This window comes from Pseudomonas parakoreensis, assembly GCF_021602155.1.
Lineage (GTDB): Bacteria > Pseudomonadota > Gammaproteobacteria > Pseudomonadales > Pseudomonadaceae > Aquipseudomonas > Aquipseudomonas parakoreensis.
The window spans coordinates 22526-41930 of record NZ_BQHY01000007.1 but is presented as its reverse complement, the minus strand read 5'-3'; the positions used below and the strand labels follow the sequence as shown (position 1 = coordinate 41930).

Below are 19405 nucleotides of genomic sequence, written 5' to 3'. Positions count from 1 at the left end.
GCGCGGCGCTGAGCAATGACCGTAACTGCCAGGAATGATGACAGTCCGGTCATGGCAGTGGCGCATCGGACTTCAACGCACCGGCGGCTGCTCGCCCAACGGCACCACCGCCATGGTCAAACGCGAGACGCAACTGGCCTTGCCTTCATCGCTGGTCAGGCGAATGTCCCAGACATGCGTGGTGCGACCGATGTGAATTGGCGAGGCCACTGCGGTCACCCGCCCGCTGCGCAAACCGCGCAGATGGTTGGCATTGATCTCCAGCCCCACGCAATAGAATTTGCTGGCATCGATGCACAGGTAACTGGCCATGGAACCGACGGTTTCCGCCAGCACCACCGAAGCGCCGCCGTGCAGCAGACCATAAGGCTGATGGGTGCGGTGATCGATGACCATGCTCGCCGTCAACGACGCTTCGTCGAAGGACTCAAAGCGGATATCCAGCACTTCGCCGATGGTGTTTTTCTGGATTGCGTTCAACTGCTCGATGTTCGGAGTGGTGCGCCACAAGGTCATCGCAGGCTTCCTTTGTTGTTTTGATCGTCACTCAATCCTGCCACAGCACCGCCTCGCTGCGCGCGCTCCATTCTTCAAACCGCGCGCCATAGGTGTCTTCGATGACGTTGCGCTTGATCTTCAAGGTCGGCGTGAGAAAGCCGTTTTCCACCGCCCAGCTGTCCTTGACCACCACCAGCCGGCGCAGGCGTTCGTGCTTGTCGAGCACGGCGTTGACCTCTTCGAGCAGCTTCTCCAGGCTCGAATGCAGACTCGCCCGCGCCTCCTCCTGATTGACGTTCGACAGCACGCACAAGCCCAGCGGGGCACTCAGGCCATCACCGACGACACAGACCTGTTCGATCCGCGAATGCACCGCCAGCCGGTTTTCAATCGGCGCCGGGGCCACGTATTTGCCCTTGCTGGTCTTGAAGATTTCCTTGAGTCGGCCGGTCAGGCGCAAGCGCCCCTCGGCATCCTGTTCGCCCTTGTCACCAGTACGCAGGAAGCCGTCCTCGGTGAGGGTCTCGGCGGTTTTCTGCGGTTCCTTGAAATAGCCGAGCATGTTCGCCTGACTGCGCACCTGCACCTCACCGGACTCGTCGATCCGCACCTCGACCTCCGGGCACGGCTTGCCGATCCAGCCTTGCTTGTACTGACCCGGCAGGCAGATGTGCGAATAGCCGCAACTCTCGGTCATGCCATACACCTCCAGCACATCGAGGCCGAGTTTCCGATACCAGCTGAGCAGGGTCTGCGGCACCGGTGCCGCACCGGACAGGGCAACGCGCAAGGCATCAAGGCCTAACCCGGCCAACACCTTGTGCCCGACCCGCTTGCCAATGAATGGCAGGCCAAGCAGGAAATCCAGGCGCCTGGCCGGGATCTTGCCGTACACGCCCATCTGGAATTTGGTCCAGATGCGCGGCACCCCGAACATCGCCGTGGGCCGCGCCCGCTGCAGATCGGTGATGAAGGTGTCGAGGCTTTCGGCAAAGAACACGGTTTGCCCGGTATAAATCGCCGCCAGTTCAACGAACATTCGTTCGGCGACATGGCACAGCGGCAGGTACGACAGCAGGCGGTCTTGCTCGTTGAGCCCGAACAGTTGCGTGCCGCGAGTCGTGGCAAACCCCAGATTGGCAAAACTGTGCATCACGCCTTTGGGCAACCCGGTGGTGCCGGAGGTGTAGATGATGGTCGCCAGTTGTTCGGCCGCCGGGCGTGGATCGTCCTGGATCGGCGAGCTCCCTTGCAGGTCATCCCAACTGAAATCAAACTCGCCGGACGGATGCAGCGGCAGACTGATGGTTGGCAGATCCGCCGGCACACCGACCGACATGCCCGGCCAGTCATCGAGCTTGCCGATGAACGCCAGCACGCTTTCCGAATGTGTCAGGACCTGATTCACCGAGTCTGCCGTGAGGTTGGGATACAGCGGCACCGAGACGTGTCCGGCCATCCAGATCGCCAGATCGGCAATGATCCAGTGCGCGCAGTTTTTCGAGATCAGTGCAATGTGGCTGCCTTGCGGCAATTCCCGTGCGCGCAGCCAGTGCGCGGCGCAACGGGCCTGATGGCCGACGTCGGCCCAGGTCAGCGTCTCGACCTGCCCGCCACCGATGGGCTGCACCAGAAAACGCTGGCGCGGGTGCCGGGCCTCACGCTCGTAGAATACGTCCAGCGGTAAACGGAAGGCGACAGACATGCGACTCGCTCCTGTTTTTTGGGTCTGGAGCAAGCGTAGTCAACCAAGCAAGTGCTTGGTTGGATTTTTTACCAAAAGAAACAAGATCAAAAGATCGCAGCCTGCGGCAGCTCCACCAGAGACCTGTGCAGGCTGCGATCTTTTGCTTTTAGGGGTGCTTGAGGCTGTTGAGGGTCATCGAGCCTATCAACAACTCAGGACTTTCCAGTTCGGCCAGGCCAGCGGTGCTGACCTTCTCCGGCGGATACCCGGCGCCATGCTGCAGATAGCTCAGCAGGTTGCCCACCAACGGGTTATGGCTGACCAGCAGCACGTTGCTCACCGACACCAGTTGATCGGTGACCTTGTCCGGATCGGTTTCCGGCGTCAGCCAATCGACGGTGCGGATCTCCGGCTCGAAACCCAGAGCCTCGCGAACGATCTGCGCAGTCTGTTGTGCGCGCAGATAAGGGCTGGCGTAAATCGCCGTCAGCGGCTGACCGATCAATCGGGCTGCGCTGCTCAAGGCCTCTTGGCGACCGTGCGCGGTCAGTTCCCGTTCAGAGTCGGGGCACGAGCCATAAGGCACGGCCTCACCGTGACGTAATACCCAGAGTTTCATAGCTTGGGTTCCTCATCGCGGGCCGGATGCGGGGCTGGCGGCACGGCGTGCGGCGTCTCGCCTTCCGGGGCACGCGGGGTCGGCCAGTCGGCGAACGGCCAGGGTTTCTGGTCGCTGTGAAAGCTGCCGAAGCGGCCGATCTGCGCAAGGAACTGGCTCAGGCTGTCGCCGAAATTCATCAGGCTGGCGCTCGGCGCGCCGTAAATCAAACGATAGATCAGTTGCACCAGCACCACCGCGCCGAGGATGAACTGCGCCACTTGCCAGACCAGCACGTAGACGATCATCCACAGCACCCGCAGGAGGATGGATTCGTACTTGGCTTCGGTTTTCGGATCGTTCATGGCTCGCTTCCTGTTGAATCAGTTGAAACCGCTGGTGGAAATAAAGTCGACGTCGGTTTTCGGCTCGGCCCGCATCAGTAGACCGATCACCTGCTCCAGCGTGCGTCCTTCAAACAGGATCGCATGCAGCCCGGCGACCAGCGGCATGTACACGCCAACCTCCTGGGACTTGGCCTTGAGCACCTTCAGGGTGTTGACCCCCTCAGCGACTTCGCCCAGGCGCGACACGGCTTCATCAAGGCTCAAGCCCTGACCGAGGGCAAACCCGACCTGATAGTTGCGGCTCTTGGGTGACGAGCAGGTCACGATCAAGTCACCGACCCCGGCCAGACCGAGGAAGGTCATCGGATTGGCGCCCTGGTTCACCGCGAACCGGGTCATCTCGGCCAGGGCGCGAGTGATCAGCATGCTCTTGGTGTTCTCGCCCATCTCCAGCGCTACCGCCATGCCGGCAATGATCGCGTAGACGTTTTTCAACGCGCCGCCCAGTTCGACACCGAAACGGTCAGCACTGGCGTAAACGCGGAAGGTGCGACCATGCAACGCAGCCTGTACCGCTTTGCAGAGTTCTTCGTCTTCGCTGGCGACCACCGTGGCGGTCAGCGCGTGCTCGGCGATCTCCCGCGCCAGGTTCGGCCCGGACAGCACGCCGATGCGCGCCTGCGGGGCGATCTCTTCGAGGATCTGGCTCATCAGTTTGAAGGTGTGGGCTTCGATACCCTTGGTCAGGCTGACCAGCATCTTGCCGCTCAGGCGCTCGGCATGAGCAGCCAGCACCGTGCGCAGGGCGCTCGACGGCAGCGCGACGAAGCACAACTCGCAGGCGTCGAGGGTGGCCTGCAGGTCGGTGACCGCCGTCACCCCCGGCAGGATCTTGATGCCTTTGAGGTAACGCGGATTCTCGCGATTGACCCGGATGGCCTCGGCCTGCTCGGGGTCGCGCATCCACTGCAGGACTTGATGGCCGTTCTCGGCCAAAAGATTGGCCACGGCGGTACCAAAACTTCCGCCTCCCAGGACCGCAATCGGGCGCTGTTCAGTCATATGCAATCCGTTAATCCATACCAGTGGCGATGCCGGCATTATACGGGGCGACCGGAGCGCGGCCAGCCCCTGCGTCAATTACCGGCACTTGTAGGAAGAAGACCAATAAAACCTAGGAAAATGCCAGCATCGTGACTGGAAAAGTCACTGTCCTCGGTTAACATGCGCGCCAATTCTTTGTGATCAAGGCTGTGTCGTGTCTTTTGGCTCTCCCCCTTCACGTTCATCCCTGTTGCTGGCGCTGCTGTTCAGCCCGGTGTTGCAGGCGGACGACCTGTTTGTCGACAGCGAAACGCTGCCGCAGGTGCTGACGGCCACACGCCTGAAACAGACACCGGCGGAAGTGCCGGGGAGCATGACCGTACTCGACAGTGAACTGATCAACGCCAGTGGCGCCCGCGACATCAGTGAGTTGCTGCGGCTGGTGCCGGGAATGATGGTCGGCAACATCAGCGGCAATCAGGCGGCGGTCAACTATCACGGGACCAATGCCAGCGAAGCGCGACGCATGCAGGTGCTGATCGATGGCCGCTCGGTGTACCGCGCAGGCCTGGCCACGGTGGACTGGAGTGATATTCCGGTGGCCATGGAAGACATCGAGCGGATCGAGGTTTTCCGTGGGCCGAACACGGTCAGCTACGGCGCCAACGCGCTGATGGCGGTGGTCAACATCATCACCCGCAACCCGGCAGACAGCCACGGCACACGCCTGAAGTACACCCGCGGCCAGCGCGGCATTAACGATTTCTATGCCAGCCAGGGTACGGGCTGGAACGGCGGCGACTTGCGCCTGTCGCTGTCCGGCCAGGAAGACGATGGCTTCGACAGCGACCGCACCGGCGCCGATTACCGCGACAGCCGCCGTTTGAACCGCTTCAGCCTCGCCGTCAGCCAGACCCTGAGCGACAACCAGAGCCTCGACTGGCAGGTCAATGCCAAGGACGGTACCAACCAGCGCCCTTATACCTACCGCCCGGTGTTCTCGGGGATTACCGCTGCCGGGAACAATTCCGACGTGGTCGCCAAGGATTACGCCGGCTCGGTGCGCTGGAGTCTCGACATCAATCCGCAACACAGCCTTTATATACAAGGCTCGGCGCAGCACTGGGATCGCCAGCAAGTATGGCGCGCCTGTGATGCCGAAGTGTCGTTCAGCCCGCAACTGACACAGCTGTGGCAGCTCAACCCGAACTACACCGAACGCCTGGCGCGCAACATCACCCGCTTCACCGGCCCCGGTCCGGAAGCCGGAACGCCACAGGAAATGGCTCTGGCCAATCAAGTGCTGGATCAATGGCGCAACGGTGCCAGCCAGACCTTGTGTGGCGACATCGACCAAAGCGCCCGCGAGTCGCGCTACGATCTGGAATTGCAGGACACTCTCAGCCTGTCCGACACGCTGCGGCTGGTCAGCGGCATGAACTATCGTTACGACCGGGCCGACTCCGAGACCTACTTCAACGGCACGCTGGACGACACCACTTGGCGTGCGTTCGGCCAATTGGAGTGGCGTGCCAGTGAACACTGGCTGTTGCAGGGCGGCGCCATGTTTGAAAACACCCAACTGATCGGCAGTTCGCTGACGCCCCGGTTCGCCGTCAACTACCTGATCAACCCACGCCATGGCCTGCGCGCGGTGTACTCGGAGGCGATCCGCTCGCCGGACATGTTCGAGAACAACGTCAACTGGAGCTATCAGGTGAGCAACCTGCGGCCGTCCGCCTATGGCCAGTCTTCGGCGCGCTACTTCGTCAAGACCCGTGGCCCGGGCAATCTCGATCAGGAACACATGCGTTCGCGCGAGTTGGGCTACAACGGCTATTTCGCCGAGTGGGGGCTGGCCGTGGACGTGAAGCTGTTCTACGACGAAATCACCGGAATGATCAGCGAGCCGCTGCGTAACAACCAGTACATCGCCAGCAACGCCAACAGCTCGCGCTTTCGCGGCACTGAAACCCAGCTCGACTGGCGCCTGAGCCTGATCGACCGCCTGCGCTTTACTTATGCCTACGTCGATGCCGAAGCGAGCAATCCGCTGGATCAGCAATTCACCTCACGCAACAGCGGCTCTGCCGGCTGGCTGCGCGATTGGGGCCATGGCTGGAACAGCGCCCTCTTCTATTACGGCGACAACGCGCTTAACGGCTATCGTTTCGAGCGGGTCGACACGCGCATCGCCAAACGCATCCCGCTGGGCAAAGCCCAACTGCAACTGGCCGGCGTGCTGCAGCAGCGGCTCGACAACGAACCGACCACTTTCGTCGACAACCAGTACGACGAGCGCCGGGTGCTGTATTTCAGCGCCGAGCTGGAGTTCTAGGGTGCGCTACGCCACGGCAAACAAGACGCCCACCCTTGGCCACTGGCTGGCGGGTGCCTGTCTGTTCTTGACCGCGTGGCTGCACGGCGTGGCGGTGCAAGCCGCCGATATCCTGTTGACCGGCGCCGAAGAAAGCCCCGGGGTGCAAGCCTTCGTCCAGGCCCTGAGCGAGCTGCGCCCCACTGACAACGTGCGGTTTCAGCCGCTGGCCAGCCTGCCGGCGCCGGGCAAGTTGCCGGGCAATTTGCGGATGATTCTGCTCGATCTGCCCAGCCTCGACTGGCGCCTGCAGGAGTCCCAGGGGCCGCCGACGCTGGTGTTGCGCATCAGCCGTTTGCAAGCGCGGCAACGCCTGGGTGGCGCACAACCGCCGCACTTGAGTCTGCTGTGGAGCGATCCGCCGCTGGGGCGGCAGCTGCAACTGATCCGGCGGATTCTGCCGCAGGTGCGGCGGGTCGGCGTGCTGTTCGACCAGCACAGCGAATTCCTGCTCAAGGAGCTGCATCAGGCCGCAGCGCCGCTGAATCTGCAAATCGTCAGCCAGCGCTGGGACAACACCCAGGACAGTCGCCCGTTGCAAAGCGTGCTGAGAAACAGCGAGGTGCTGCTGGGCCTCGACGACCCCGACCTGTACAACCCGAAAACCGTAAAAAACCTGTTGCTCAGCAGTTACTCCCGGCAAGTGGCACTGATCGGGCCGAACGTTGCGTTCGTGCGTGCCGGCAGCCTCGCCAGCACTTACAGCGATCAGCCCGACTGGCTGGCGATCCTTGACGGGTTGCTGGACCGTCCCCCGGCAACATGGCCGCGCGCGCTCTACCCCGATCGCTTCAAGGTCTCAAGTAATGCGCAGGTCGCTCGTTCCCTGGGTATCGAGCCAATCGATGAAGCGTCTGTCGCCCGCCAGTTGGCTGAAGGAGAAAGCCACCCATGAATCTGCGTCGCCGCTGGGACATCAACACCCGCACGCAATTGATCAGCCTCGGCCCGGCCCTGCTGCTTACGCTGCTGCTGATCAGTTTCTTTACCTTCGTGCGGATTCAGGATTTGCGGCAGGAGCTCAATCACACCGGGCAACTGATTGCCAACCAACTGGCGCCCGCCACCGAGTACGGAGTGATTTCCGGCAACAACGAAGTGCTGGAAAGCCTGCTCAAAGCGACCCTGGCGACACCGAACGTGCGTTTTCTGGAAGTACAGGACAGCGCCAACCGGATCCTGGCCTACGTAGAACAGGCCGCCGACGCGCACAACCGCCCGCATCAGGTCGAGGTGTTCCAGGCTCCGGTGCGCCTGCAACGGATCGCCCTCAACAGTGATTTTTTCCACGACGCCAAAGCCAGCAATAACGTGACCAGCGAGGACTATCTGGGTCGGGTGATCGTCGGCCTGTCCAACGATGCCTTCAGTCAGCGTCAGCAGGAAATTCTGTTCAAGGCCGGGATTCTGGCGTTGTTCGCCCTGCTCTTCACGTTTGTGCTGGCGCGGCGTCTGGCCGGCAGCCTGTCGGCGCCGATCCGCGATATCGGCAACGCGGTCAAGGCGATTCAGCAAGGCGACTACAAGACTCCGCTGCCGATTGTCGATGACACGGAACTGGGCGCCCTGTCGCAGCACATCAACAACCTCGCCCAGGCACTGGAACAGGCCAGTCGCGAACAGCATCAGGCGATGGCGCAACTGATCCAGACCCGCGAGGAAGCGGAAAAGGCCAACAACGCCAAATCCGATTTCCTGGCGATGATGAGCCACGAACTGCGTACGCCCATGAATGGTGTGCTGGGCATGTTGCAGTTGCTGGAAACCACGGACATGACCGAGGAGCAGATCGAGTACGCGGCGCTCGCTTCGGAGTCGACCGAACATCTGCTGAAAGTCATCAACGACATCCTCGACTTCTCGCGGATCGAACGTTCGGAGCTGGAGCTTGAGCACATTCCATTCAACCTGGCCGACCTGATCGGCGCTTGCGCCCAGTCGTTCCAGCACAGCGCGGTGCAGCGCGGCCTGGCCCTGAACCTGCGGATCCCCGAGGACATGCGCGACTTGCAGGTGCAAGGTGACCCGACGCGGATCCGGCAGATTCTGGTTAACCTGGTGGGCAATGCCTTGAAGTTCACCGAGCGTGGCCGGGTCAGTATCGAAGCGCAATGGCAGTCGCTGGATCACGAACTGCTGTGGTTCACCTGTTCGGTGCGTGACAGCGGCATCGGCATCTCCTCGGAAAGTCTGGAGTTGATGTTCAACGCCTTCCAGCAGGCTGACAGTTCGATTTCCCGGCGCTATGGCGGCACCGGCCTCGGCCTGCCGATCGCACGCACCCTGGCCGAACGCATGGGCGGGACGTTGCGCGCGCAAAGTGAAGAAGGCCTGGGCTCGGTGTTCACCCTGGAAATCCCGCTGGCCTTATATAAGCAGACATTGCCGCCGCTGGCGGCACCGCGCGCGGCCAATGGCAACGGGCATGGCGAGGGGCGCCATGTGTTGCTGGTGGAGGACAATCCGGTCAACCAGACCGTGATCGAGGCGATGCTGCGCAGCCTTGGCTTCACCGTCAGCGTCGCCACCGATGGCGCGCAGGCGGTACGCAGCGCTGAGGGCAATGAGTTCGAAGTGATTCTGATGGACTGCCGGCTACCGATCATCGACGGCTATGAGGCAACCCGGCAGATCCGCCAACTGCCCGGGCGCGGCGGGGTGCCGATCATTGCGCTGACCGCCAACGCGCTGCAGGGCGACCGCGAAACCTGCCTGTCGGCGGGCATGAACGATTACCTGGCGAAGCCGTTCAAACGCAATGACCTACAACAGATTCTGCAGCGCTGGGTGCAGTAGTGACGGTTTTTCGACCATCTGCGACTGGCGTGAAAAGCGAAAGTGCGGCAGTCTTAGGCACCCGAACGAGCCTCAAAAGAGGCTTGAATAAAAATTTCAGTGCACAAGTGTACATTCATGTCCTTGGTGCTGTGACTTTCACCACAACGCAATAGTCTATGAGTAGGCTGCCGGTACGAGGCATGAACGCGTCGATCGGCCGGGAAGATTTGCCCCACCTGCCGCATGGGATTATTGAGGAGCTCGCATGACCAAACAAAACGCCTTTACTCGGGAAGACCTGCTGCGCTGCAGTCGCGGTGAGCTGTTCGGCCCAGGTAACGCGCAACTGCCCGCCCCGAACATGCTGATGGTGGATCGCATCACCCTGATCAGCGAAGAAGGCGGCAAGTACGGCAAAGGTGAATTGGTCGCCGAGCTGGATATCAACCCTGACCTGTGGTTCTTCGCGTGCCACTTCGAAGGCGATCCGGTGATGCCGGGCTGCCTCGGTCTGGACGCCATGTGGCAACTGGTCGGCTTCTTCCTGGGCTGGCAAGGCCTGCCGGGCCGTGGCCGTGCGCTGGGTTCGGGCGAAGTGAAATTCTTCGGCCAGGTCCTGCCGACCGCCAAGAAAGTCACCTACAACATTCATATCAAACGCGTCCTCAAGGGCAAGCTGAACCTGGCCATCGCCGACGGTTCGGTGACTGTCGACGGTCGCGAAATCTACACCGCCGAAGGCCTTCGCGTCGGCGTGTTCACCTCCACTGACAACTTCTAAGGGTTATTCGCATGCGCCGCGTCGTTATCACTGGTCTGGGCATTGTTTCGTGCCTGGGCAATGACAAAGAGACCGTCTCCGCTAACCTGCGTGCAAGCCGCCCTGGCATCCGGTTCAACCCGGAATATGCTGAAATGGGTCTGCGTAGCCAGGTTTCCGGCTCCATCGACCTCAACCTTGAAGAACTGATCGATCGCAAGATCTATCGTTTCGTCGGCCATGCAGCGGCTTACGCCTACCTGGCCATGAAAGACGCCATTGCTGACTCCGGCCTGACCGAAGAGCAAGTGTCCAACCCGCGTACCGGCCTGATCGCCGGCTCGGGCGGCGCGTCGACCCTGAACCAGATGGAAGCGCTGGACATCCTGCGCGAGAAAGGCGTGAAACGCGTTGGCCCATACCGTGTAACGCGGACCATGAGCAGCACCGTTTCCGCATGCCTGGCCACGCCGTTCAAGATCAAGGGCCTGAACTACTCCATCGCGTCTGCCTGCGCCACCAGTGCTCACTGCATCGGTACCGCCATGGAACAGATCCAGATGGGCAAGCAGGACATCGTCTTCGCCGGTGGCGGTGAAGAAGAGCACTGGAGCCAGTCGTTCCTGTTCGACGCAATGGGCGCCCTGTCCAGCAAGCGTAACGACACCCCGGAACAAGCCTCCCGCGCCTACGACGCCGACCGTGACGGTTTCGTCATCGCTGGCGGTGGCGGCATGGTCGTGGTTGAAGAGCTGGAACATGCGCTGGCCCGTGGCGCCAAGATCTACGCCGAAATCGTTGGCTACGGCGCGACGTCCGACGGCTACGACATGGTTGCCCCAAGCGGCGAAGGCGCGATCCGCTGCATGCAGATGGCAATGTCCACCGTCGACACCCCGATCGACTACCTGAACACCCACGGCACTTCGACTCCGGTCGGCGACGTCGCGGAAATGAAAGGTGTGCGCGAAGTGTTCGGCGACAAGGCGCCTGCGATCAGCTCGACCAAGAGCCTGTCCGGTCACTCCCTGGGCGCCGCTGGCGTTCACGAAGCGATCTACTGCATGCTGATGATGGAAGGCAACTTCATCGCCGGCTCCGCCAACATCGACGAGCTGGACCCTGAAGTGGCCGATCTGCCGGTGCTGACCAAGACCCGCGAGAACGCCACCATCAACACCGTGATGAGCAACAGCTTCGGCTTCGGTGGCACCAACGCCACCCTCGTGCTGAAGCGCTGGGAAGGCAAGTAATTTCCTTCTGCTGAGCCGCACATAAAAACGCCCCGACTGGTTCGGGGCGTTTTTTTTGGCCTGCAGAAATGACTGAGTAATGCATAAGCCCTGTAGGAGCTGCCGAAGGCTGCGATCTTTTGATTTTGTCTTTTAAAAATCAAAGTCAAAAGATCGCAGCCTGCGGCAGCTCCTACAGAGGACATCAGTAGCCTCCAAGATGAAACTTCTGTCATGCAACTTCCCGCCCTGCGACCGAATGTCGCGGATTTAGCGGGCTGCAGCACTGTTGCAAAAACCGCAACAACACCTTGCGCAAATCAAGCGTTTACTTAGCAGGCTAACAAATTCTATAAAAGAGGCCTGCACACGCCTTGCTGCAGATAACAGAGATTGGAGCTAGCAGATGACTGTAAAAGTAACTGAACGCGACGATTCACACATGTCCCATGAAGGCGTAGCCGCCGGTGTACGGATCTGGGATGTGCATCAACAAGACTTGCTGGTCGGCATGTTCCACAACGAGATCGATGCCCACAACTACAAGGCCGAACTTGAACTGCAGGAACAGCAGCGGGATCTGAAATCCGCTTAGGCGATATTGAACCTGTGGCGAGGGAGCTTGCTCCCGCTGGACTGCGCAGCAGGCCCTGCTTTAAAACAAGGGCCGCTCCGCGCCCCGGCGGGAGCAAGCTCCCTCGCCACAGTTTGTCGTTATTACAGCTTTATCGGTTTACCACATCAGGTCATCAGGGATCTGATAGGCCGCATACGGATCGTCCTCGGCATTGACCTCTTCGGTCTGCACGTTGAGCTGCACGATACGCTGCGGGTCGCGCTCCTGGATCTTCAGGGCCGCTTCACGGGGGATCACTTCGTAACCGCCGGCATGGTGCACGATCGCCAGCGAACCGCTGCTGAGTTTGTTGCGCATCAGCGTGTTGACCGAGATGCGCTTGACCTTCTTGTCGTCAACGAAGTTGTAGTAGTCCTCGGTGGTCAGCTTGGGCAGACGCGAGACTTCGATCAACTGCTTGACCTGCGCGGCACGGGCCTTGGCCTCGGCCTTCTCCTGCTGCTGACGGTTCAGCTCCTGGTCGCGCTTGACCTTCTCGGCCATGGCTTCCTGAGCGGCGCGCTGCTGCGAATCATCCAGTTCGGCCTGACCTTTGTGGGCCAGGCGCTGTTGCTTCTGCTTGTCTTTGCTGACCTGCTTGGCCTGCTTTTGGTTGACCAGGCCTGCTTTGAGCAACTGGTCGCGAAGGGAAAGGCTCATTAATGCTTACTCACTTGGGCAACGGCTCAGCCGCAGCTGGGCAGATTCTTTTCCTGGCGTTTGGCTTCACCCCACAGGGCGTCCAACTCTTCGAGGGTGCAATCTTCCATGGGACGACGGGTGTCGCGCAATGCCTGTTCGATAAAACGGAAACGTCGTTCGAACTTGGCGTTGGCGCCACGCAGCGCAGTTTCCGGATCGACCTTCAGATGCCGGGCCAGATTGACCACGGAAAACAGCAGATCGCCGATCTCGTCGGCCACCGCCTGGGGATCATTTTCGGACATGGCCTCGAGCACTTCATCGAGTTCTTCGCGCACTTTGTCCAGTACCGGCAAGGCATCCGGCCAGTCGAACCCGACCTGTCCGGCACGCTTTTGCAATTTGGCCGAGCGCGACAGCGCCGGTAATGCAGCGGGCACGTCATCGAGCAGTGACAGCTGCTCGGGCGCGGCAGATTTCTCGGCACGTTCTTCGGCCTTGATCTCTTCCCAGCGCTGCTTGACCTGTTCTTCGCTCAGGCGCGGCACATCCAGCGGCGCATACAGATCGCCGGTGGGGAAGACGTGTGGATGACGGCGGATCAGCTTGCGGGTGATGCTGTCGACCACCCCGGCGAATTCGAAGCGCCCTTCTTCCCGGGCCAGCTGGCTGTAATAGACCACCTGAAACAATAGATCGCCCAGCTCGCCCTGCAAATGGTCGAAGTCACCGCGCTCGATGGCGTCAGCCACTTCGTAGGCTTCTTCGAGGGTGTGCGGAACGATGGTTGCGTAGGTTTGCTTGATGTCCCACGGGCAACCGTACTGCGGGTCGCGCAGACGGTTCATCAGGTGGAGCAGGTCTTCAAGGCTGTACATACAAAATCTCACTCAACCGTGTAGGAGCTGCCGAAGGCTGCGATCTTTTGATTTTGATTTTCAAGATCAAAAGATCGCAGCCTTCGGCAGCTCCTACAGGGGACCGCGTTATGGGGTACGGTTACGCCGCGTTTCGATGATGTTCGGCAACTGCGAAATCCGCCCCAGCAAACGCCCCAGCGCATCCAGCCCCGGAATCTCGATGGTCAGCGACATCAGCGCCGTGTTGTCTTCCTTGTTCGAACGGGTGTTGACCGCCAGCACGTTGATCCGCTCGTTGAGCAGCACCTGCGAGACGTCACGCAGCAGACCGGAACGGTCGTAGGCGCGGATGACGATGTCCACCGGATAGGTGAGCACCGGCACCGGACCCCAGCTGACCTGGATGATCCGCTCCGGCTCGCGCCCGGCCAGTTGCAGCACCGAGGCGCAGTCCTGACGGTGGATGCTCACGCCGCGGCCCTGGGTGATGTAACCGACAATCGCGTCGCCCGGCAGCGGCTGGCAGCAGCCGGCCATCTGCGTCATCAGGTTGCCGACGCCCTGAATCTGGATGTCGCCGCGCTTGCCCGGCTTGTAACCGGTCGCCTTGCGCGGAATCAGCTCCAGCTGTTCGTTACCGCGTTCCGGCTCGACCAGTTGCTGCGCCAGGTTGACCAGTTGCGCCAGACGCAGGTCGCCGGCACCGAGGGCGGCGAACATGTCTTCGGCGGTTTTCATGTTGGCCTTTTCGGCCAGCTTGTCGAAATCCACCGCCGGCAGACCGAGGCGATTGAGTTCGCGCTCGATCAGGGTTTTACCCGCCGCGACGTTCTGGTCACGGGCCTGCAACTTGAACCAGTGAACGATCTTCGCCCGCGCCCGGGAGGTGGTGACATAGCCCAGGTTCGGGTTCAGCCAGTCGCGGCTTGGCGTACCGTGCTTGCTGGTGATGATCTCGACCTGTTCACCGGTCTGCAGGCTGTAGTTGAGTGGCACGATGCGACCATTGATCTTCGCGCCACGGCAGTTGTGACCGATCTCGGTGTGCACGCGGTAGGCGAAGTCCAGCGGCGTCGCGCCTTTCGGCAAGTCGATGGCGTGGCCGTCCGGGGTGAAGATGTAGACCCGATCCGGTTCGATATCGACCCGCAGCTGTTCGGCCAGACCACCGATATCACCCAGCTCTTCATGCCACTCGAGGACCTGACGCAGCCAGGAGATTTTCTCTTCGTAGTGATTGGAGCCGGATTTGACGTCGGTGCCCTTGTAGCGCCAGTGCGCACACACGCCCAGCTCGGCCTCCTCGTGCATGGCGTGGGTGCGAATCTGCACCTCAAGCACCTTGCCCTCCGGACCGATCACCGCCGTGTGCAGCGAGCGGTAGCCGTTCTCTTTCGGGTTGGCGATGTAGTCGTCGAACTCTTTCGGGATGTGCCGCCACAGGGTGTGGACGATGCCGAGCGCGGTGTAGCAGTCGCGCATTTCCGGCACCAGCACGCGCACCGCGCGCACGTCGTAGATCTGGCTGAACTCCAGACCCTTGCGCTGCATTTTGCGCCAGATCGAATAGATGTGCTTGGCCCGGCCGCTGATGTCGGCGTCAACGCCGGTGGCCTGCAATTCATCCTTGAGCTGGGTCATCACATCGCTGATGAAGCGCTCACGATCCAGCCGCCGCTCGTGGAGCAGCTTGGCGATCTGTTTGTATTGATCGGGTTCGAGGTAACGGAAGGACAAGTCCTCCAGTTCCCACTTGATATGGCCGATGCCGAGTCGGTGCGCGAGCGGCGCATAGATGTCGAAGACTTCCCGGGCGACACGGTTACGCTTCTCGTCGTCGGCGGTTTTTACCGCACGGATCGCGCAGGTACGTTCGGCCAGTTTGATCAGCGCGACGCGGACGTCGTCGACCATCGCCACCAGCATCTTGCGCAGGTTTTCCACCTGGCCCTGAGTGCCCATTACCATTGACTGGCGCGGGCTGAGGCTGGCACTGATCGCCGCCATGCGCTGCACGCCGTCGATCAGCTTGGCCACCACCGGACCGAAACGCTGGCTGACGGCCGCGAGTTCAATCTGGCCTTCACGCACGCCGCGGTACAGCACCGCCGCGACCAGCGAATCCTGGTCGAGCTTGAGGTCGGCGAGAATCTCGGCGATCTCCAGGCCCGTACTGAAACTGCCGCTGCCCTCGGCCCACAGGTTCTTCTTGGCATTGGACTGCTGTTCGGCCTCGCGAGCGAACTCGCAGGCTTCTTTCAAGGCTTCGCGATCCAGTGCCATGTCGACACTGACCGCGTGATCGAGCCAAGCCTCGAGATTGATACTGCCGTCGGTGTTGATCGGCTGGTGTGCTCTCACCTGTACCATGCTGCTTTACCTTCCCTACGACGCAGATTCAATGCGTCAAATCGCTGATCCCTAATGCCCGTTTGCGCTCGCGGGGCTGAAGCGAGCGCTGCGCGGACAGATCAGACGGATTCAGACGAGCCATCCTGGCTCGCTTCAAATAACGCCATGGCCTCGACATGCGCCGTCTGAGGAAACATATCGAGAATCCCGGCACGTTTTAACCGGTAGCCCTGCTTGATCAATTCGACCGTATCGCGCGCCAGAGTTGCAGGGTTGCACGACACATAAACCAACCGCTCGGCACCCAGGGTCGCGAGCTTGCGCACCACCTCGAAAGCACCGTCACGCGGTGGGTCCAAGAGTACCGCAGAAAAGCCGTTTCCGATCCATTCGACATCGGTCAAAGGCTGGGATAAATCGGCTTGAAAAAACTTTGTGTTATGCAAATTGTTGCTAGCGGCATTCGCAGCGGCACGGTCGACCATGGCCTGCACGCCCTCCACCGCCACCACTTCGCGCACGCTTTTGGCCAATGGCAAGGCGAAGTTGCCCAGGCCGCAGAACAGGTCAAGCACGCGCTCGTCACCGGTCGGCTTCAGCCAGTCCAGTGCCTGCGCCACCATCGCCTCGTTGACCCCGGCGTTGACCTGGATGAAATCCCCCGGCCGCCAGGCCAGATCCAGATCCCACTGTTCCAGGCGATAACCCAGCGACTGCGTGGCATCCACCGGTTGCGGCTCGCCGTCGCCATGCAGCCACAGTTGCGCGTCATGGAACTGGCAGAATTCCTTGAGGATCGTCAGGTCGGCTTCAGACAACGGCGCCATGTGTCGCAACAACACCGCCAGCGAAGAACCACTGAACAACTCGACGTGCCCCAGCGCTTGCGGTTTGCTCAAACGACGGAGCATCTCCGGCAAACGGGTCATGATCGGCTGCAAGGGCTGTACCAGCACCGGGCATTCGTTGATACCGACGATGTCCTGACTGCCGGCGGCGCGAAAACCGACTTCGAGCTGCTTGGCTTTCATGTCCCAACGCACGGCGATCCGCGCGCGGCGGCGATAGCCGAATTCCGCTCCGGTCAGCGGCGCCGCCCATTCGTCAGGCGCGACCCCGGCAACCTTCGACAGCTGCTCGGCGAGCATGCGCTGTTTCAGGGCAAGCTGTTCGGCATGGGGCAAGTGTTGCACGCTGCAGCCACCGCAACGGCCGGCGTGCTGACAGGCAGCCGGGCGACGCAGTTCACTGGCCTTGAACACGCGCTCGGTGCGCGCTTCGACCACTTTGCCGTGGGTACCGAGCACCCGCGCCTCGACTTCTTCACCGGCGAGGGCGCCGAGGACGAACCAGGTTTTGCCTTCGAAAAACGCGATGCCGCGACCGTCATTGGCCAGGCGCTCGATGCTCAGGCGCTGCTTTTTGCCGGTCGGGATTTGCGCGGCCTTGCTGCCGCCGGTGGGCTGGAAGCGCAAGCCTCTCTCATGCCTGGCCATCAGTTGGCCGCGTCGAAAATGCCGGTCGACAGATAACGGTCGCCACGGTCGCAGATGATCGCGACGATCACCGCGTTTTCAACTTCTTTGGACAGGCGCAGCATCGCTGCCACCGCACCGCCCGATGACACGCCACAGAAGATGCCTTCTTCGCGGGCCAGACGCCGGGTGACGTCCTCGGCTTCGCTTTGCGCCATGTCGACAATGCGGTCGACGCGGTCGGCCTGATAGATCTTCGGCAGGTATTCCTGCGGCCAGCGGCGGATGCCGGGAATGGCCGAGCCTTCCATCGGCTGCAGCCCGATGATCTGCACGCTGTCGCTCTGCTCTTTCAAGTAGCGCGAGACGCCCATGATGGTGCCGGTGGTGCCCATCGAGCTGACGAAATGGGTGATGGTGCCATGGGTCTGACGCCAGATTTCCGGGCCAGTGGTGGTGTAGTGCGCTTCAGGATTGTCGCCGTTGGCGAACTGATCGAGCACCTTGCCACGGCCTTCGGCTTCCATCCGCTGGGCGAGATCGCGCGCGCCTTCCATGCCTTCTTCCTGGCTGACCAGAATCAGCTCGGCACCGTATGCGGTCATCGCCGCTTTACGCTCGGCACTGGAGTTGTCCGGCATGATCAGGATCATCTTGTAACCCTTGATCGCGGCAGCCATGGCCAGCGCGATGCCGGTGTTGCCCGAAGTCGCTTCGATCAATGTATCGCCAGCGTGAATCTGCCCGCGCAACTCGGCGCGAGTGATCATCGACAACGCCGGACGGTCCTTGACCGAACCCGCCGGGTTATTCCCTTCAAGCTTGAGCAAAAGGGTGTTGCTGGTAGCACCGGGCAGGCGCTGCAAACGCACCAGCGGCGTGTTGCCGACGCAATCGGCGATGGTTGGGTACTGCAGGGTCATGGCGTATTCGCAATCCAGACGTGCGGGGGCGCCTATCATACCGGCAAACGTTCGCAGGCCATATCACGCAAAGTGCGGTGCTTATGGTTTATGGGAATAAGCAGATGTCTCAGCCTTCCTCTTCCCCTGCGACATTCATCGCATAGAACTCGTGCAATTTGGCTTGCAGCAATTGTTTGTCTGGCAACTGCACCTGATATTCCGCAATCAGCGCCGCAGACAAGCTGCGGTTGAGGGCGTACTCGACGACCTCATCCTCCTTGCTGGCGCACAGCAATACGCCGATGGCCGGATTCTCGTGAGGTTTGCGAACACCGCGATCCAGCGCTTCAAGGTAGAAATTCAGCTTGCCCAGATATTCAGGCTCAAAACGTCCGACCTTGAGCTCGATGGCGACAAGACAGTTGAGCCCGCGATGGAAGAACAGCAGATCAAGGGCGAAATCACGGCCGCCAACTTGTACCGGATACTCCGAACCGACGAAGCAGAAATCGCGCCCCAACTCGATCAGAAATTCCTTCAGTCGCCCCAGCAAACCTCGATGCAGATCGGTTTCGGCGTGCACGCCGGGAAGGTCGAGAAACTCGACCATGTAGGCGTCACGGAAGATCTCGAGTGCGGCGGGATGAGTCTGTTTGAGGACAGCAGAAACCTTTGCGGGCTGGGTGATGCTGCGTTCGAAAAGCGCAGCCTTGAGCTGGCGTTCGAGTTCGCGCTTTGACCACTTTTCCTGAATAGCCATGCGGACGTAGAACTCGCGTTCTTCTGGACGTTTGCTTTGGCTGAAAATGATCAAATTGTGAGACCAAGACAATTGTCGCACCAGTGGTGCGACTTTTTCTTCAGCGTGATAAGTCTCGTAGAACTGGCACATGCGGAACAAGTTCGAACGGGTAAACCCACGCAGCCCTGGCTGCGTTCGAGCCAGATGTTCGGCCAGTTGCCTAACCACCGCATCGCCCCACTCAGCGCGAGCGATCTTGCGGCTGATGTAACCCCCCACCTGCCAGTACAACTCGATCAGTTGAGTATTTACTGCTTGCACGGCTTGCTGCCTGGCGCTCTGAATCAGCGCCAGTACTTCATTGAATCGGTTATCGGAGGCATTGCCGGGGATGTCAGTTGCAGTCATGACCAGTTCCTTGAGGACGAGCGGAGCCCCGAGAGTAAATGGTCAAGGACGGGTTAAAACGTCGATAAAGTCCTTTAGGAAAGG

At 60.8% G+C, this 19405-nt stretch carries 17 protein-coding genes; 6 read left to right on the top strand and 11 right to left on the bottom strand.

Features of this window, described 5'->3' with window-relative positions:
• Positions 1–72 precede the first annotated feature (72 nt).
• From L6D63_RS12370 to L6D63_RS12350, 5 genes are all read right to left on the bottom strand, one after another.
• A complete protein-coding gene (locus tag L6D63_RS12370) occupies positions 73–516 on the bottom strand; it encodes a hotdog fold thioesterase (RefSeq protein ID WP_047295752.1) in 444 nt (147 codons plus the stop codon).
• Between the two features lie 31 nt (positions 517–547).
• Entirely contained in the window at positions 548–2203 is a 1656-nt protein-coding gene (locus L6D63_RS12365; RefSeq protein ID WP_131671694.1) for an AMP-binding protein, read from the bottom strand.
• Positions 2204–2351: 148 nt separating this feature from the next.
• On the bottom strand, positions 2352–2804 hold the full coding sequence (gene sixA, locus L6D63_RS12360; RefSeq protein ID WP_047295756.1) for a phosphohistidine phosphatase SixA: 453 nt from the start codon (positions 2802–2804) through the stop codon (positions 2352–2354).
• Positions 2801–3148 carry a DUF4389 domain-containing protein gene (locus L6D63_RS12355; protein ID WP_047295758.1) on the bottom strand — a complete coding sequence of 116 codons (348 nt, stop codon included), beginning with the start codon at positions 3146–3148 and terminating at the stop codon, positions 2801–2803. The genes sixA and L6D63_RS12355 overlap by 4 nt, the downstream gene beginning before the upstream one ends.
• An 18-nt stretch (positions 3149–3166) precedes the next feature.
• A complete protein-coding gene (locus L6D63_RS12350; RefSeq protein ID WP_047295760.1) occupies positions 3167–4192 on the bottom strand; it encodes an NAD(P)H-dependent glycerol-3-phosphate dehydrogenase in 1026 nt (341 codons plus the stop codon).
• A gap of 196 nt (positions 4193–4388) precedes the next feature.
• On the opposite strand from L6D63_RS12350, the gene L6D63_RS12345 reads away from it, so the two are divergent.
• The 6 genes from L6D63_RS12345 to L6D63_RS12320 all read left to right on the top strand — a co-directional run bounded on the left by L6D63_RS12345 (position 4389) and on the right by L6D63_RS12320 (position 11916).
• A complete protein-coding gene (locus L6D63_RS12345) occupies positions 4389–6512 on the top strand; it encodes a TonB-dependent receptor plug domain-containing protein (protein WP_131671695.1) in 2124 nt (707 codons plus the stop codon).
• A 1-nt stretch (position 6513) separates the two neighbouring features.
• Positions 6514–7446 (top strand): ABC transporter substrate-binding protein, encoded by a 933-nt coding sequence (locus L6D63_RS12340; protein ID WP_047295764.1) that lies wholly within the window; start codon positions 6514–6516, stop codon positions 7444–7446.
• The gene (locus L6D63_RS12335) at positions 7443–9347 is read left to right on the top strand and encodes a response regulator (protein ID WP_131671696.1); all 1905 of its coding nucleotides are present in this window, start codon (positions 7443–7445) and stop codon (positions 9345–9347) included. The genes L6D63_RS12340 and L6D63_RS12335 overlap by 4 nt, the downstream gene beginning before the upstream one ends.
• Positions 9348–9594: 247 nt before the next feature.
• Positions 9595–10110 (top strand): 3-hydroxyacyl-[acyl-carrier-protein] dehydratase FabA, encoded by a 516-nt coding sequence (gene fabA / locus L6D63_RS12330; protein ID WP_003227150.1) that lies wholly within the window; start codon positions 9595–9597, stop codon positions 10108–10110.
• 11 nt (positions 10111–10121) lie between these two features.
• Positions 10122–11342 (top strand): beta-ketoacyl-ACP synthase I, encoded by a 1221-nt coding sequence (fabB, locus tag L6D63_RS12325; protein ID WP_003227152.1) that lies wholly within the window; start codon positions 10122–10124, stop codon positions 11340–11342.
• Positions 11343–11727: 385 nt separating this feature from the next.
• Positions 11728–11916, top strand: a complete 189-nt coding sequence (locus L6D63_RS12320) for a hypothetical protein (protein WP_003227153.1) — start codon at positions 11728–11730, stop codon at positions 11914–11916.
• A 138-nt stretch (positions 11917–12054) separates the two neighbouring features.
• Here the strand turns inward: L6D63_RS12320 and L6D63_RS12315 are convergent, their stop codons facing one another.
• The 6 genes from L6D63_RS12315 to L6D63_RS12290 all read right to left on the bottom strand — a co-directional run bounded on the left by L6D63_RS12315 (position 12055) and on the right by L6D63_RS12290 (position 19321).
• Positions 12055–12597, bottom strand: a complete 543-nt coding sequence (locus L6D63_RS12315) for a DUF2058 domain-containing protein (protein ID WP_007968960.1) — start codon at positions 12595–12597, stop codon at positions 12055–12057.
• Positions 12598–12623: 26 nt separating this feature from the next.
• Positions 12624–13457, bottom strand: coding sequence for a nucleoside triphosphate pyrophosphohydrolase (gene mazG / locus L6D63_RS12310; RefSeq protein ID WP_047295769.1), 834 nt, complete (start codon positions 13455–13457; stop codon positions 12624–12626).
• 108 nt (positions 13458–13565) lie between these two features.
• The gene (gene relA / locus L6D63_RS12305; protein ID WP_041067509.1) at positions 13566–15809 is read right to left on the bottom strand and encodes a GTP diphosphokinase; all 2244 of its coding nucleotides are present in this window, start codon (positions 15807–15809) and stop codon (positions 13566–13568) included.
• Between the two features lie 101 nt (positions 15810–15910).
• Positions 15911–17287, bottom strand: coding sequence for a 23S rRNA (uracil(1939)-C(5))-methyltransferase RlmD (gene rlmD, locus L6D63_RS12300; RefSeq protein ID WP_131671697.1), 1377 nt, complete (start codon positions 17285–17287; stop codon positions 15911–15913).
• The gene (cysM, locus tag L6D63_RS12295) at positions 17287–18189 is read right to left on the bottom strand and encodes a cysteine synthase CysM (protein ID WP_047295773.1); all 903 of its coding nucleotides are present in this window, start codon (positions 18187–18189) and stop codon (positions 17287–17289) included. The genes rlmD and cysM overlap by 1 nt, the downstream gene beginning before the upstream one ends.
• Before the next feature lie 109 nt (positions 18190–18298).
• Positions 18299–19321, bottom strand: a complete 1023-nt coding sequence (locus tag L6D63_RS12290; protein ID WP_131671699.1) for a PDDEXK nuclease domain-containing protein — start codon at positions 19319–19321, stop codon at positions 18299–18301.
• Positions 19322–19405: the final 84 nt, after the last annotated feature.

What these genes read in the sequence shown, in the direction of transcription:
- L6D63_RS12370 (WP_047295752.1), bottom strand. Translation starts at nt 516, where the DNA reads ATGACCTTGTGGCGCACCACTCCGAACATCGAGCAGTTGAACGCAATC.
- L6D63_RS12365 (WP_131671694.1), bottom strand. Translation starts at nt 2,203, where the DNA reads ATGTCTGTCGCCTTCCGTTTACCGCTGGACGTATTCTACGAGCGTGAG.
- sixA (WP_047295756.1), bottom strand. Translation starts at nt 2,804, where the DNA reads ATGAAACTCTGGGTATTACGTCACGGTGAGGCCGTGCCTTATGGCTCG.
- L6D63_RS12355 (WP_047295758.1), bottom strand. Translation starts at nt 3,148, where the DNA reads ATGAACGATCCGAAAACCGAAGCCAAGTACGAATCCATCCTCCTGCGG.
- L6D63_RS12350 (WP_047295760.1), bottom strand. Translation starts at nt 4,192, where the DNA reads ATGACTGAACAGCGCCCGATTGCGGTCCTGGGAGGCGGAAGTTTTGGT.
- L6D63_RS12335 (WP_131671696.1), top strand. Translation starts at nt 7,443, where the DNA reads ATGAATCTGCGTCGCCGCTGGGACATCAACACCCGCACGCAATTGATC.
- fabA (WP_003227150.1), top strand. Translation starts at nt 9,595, where the DNA reads ATGACCAAACAAAACGCCTTTACTCGGGAAGACCTGCTGCGCTGCAGT.
- fabB (WP_003227152.1), top strand. Translation starts at nt 10,122, where the DNA reads ATGCGCCGCGTCGTTATCACTGGTCTGGGCATTGTTTCGTGCCTGGGC.
- L6D63_RS12320 (WP_003227153.1), top strand. Translation starts at nt 11,728, where the DNA reads ATGACTGTAAAAGTAACTGAACGCGACGATTCACACATGTCCCATGAA.
- L6D63_RS12315 (WP_007968960.1), bottom strand. Translation starts at nt 12,597, where the DNA reads ATGAGCCTTTCCCTTCGCGACCAGTTGCTCAAAGCAGGCCTGGTCAAC.
- mazG (WP_047295769.1), bottom strand. Translation starts at nt 13,457, where the DNA reads ATGTACAGCCTTGAAGACCTGCTCCACCTGATGAACCGTCTGCGCGAC.
- relA (WP_041067509.1), bottom strand. Translation starts at nt 15,809, where the DNA reads ATGGTACAGGTGAGAGCACACCAGCCGATCAACACCGACGGCAGTATC.
- rlmD (WP_131671697.1), bottom strand. Translation starts at nt 17,287, where the DNA reads ATGGCCAGGCATGAGAGAGGCTTGCGCTTCCAGCCCACCGGCGGCAGC.
- cysM (WP_047295773.1), bottom strand. Translation starts at nt 18,189, where the DNA reads ATGACCCTGCAGTACCCAACCATCGCCGATTGCGTCGGCAACACGCCG.
- L6D63_RS12290 (WP_131671699.1), bottom strand. Translation starts at nt 19,321, where the DNA reads ATGACTGCAACTGACATCCCCGGCAATGCCTCCGATAACCGATTCAAT.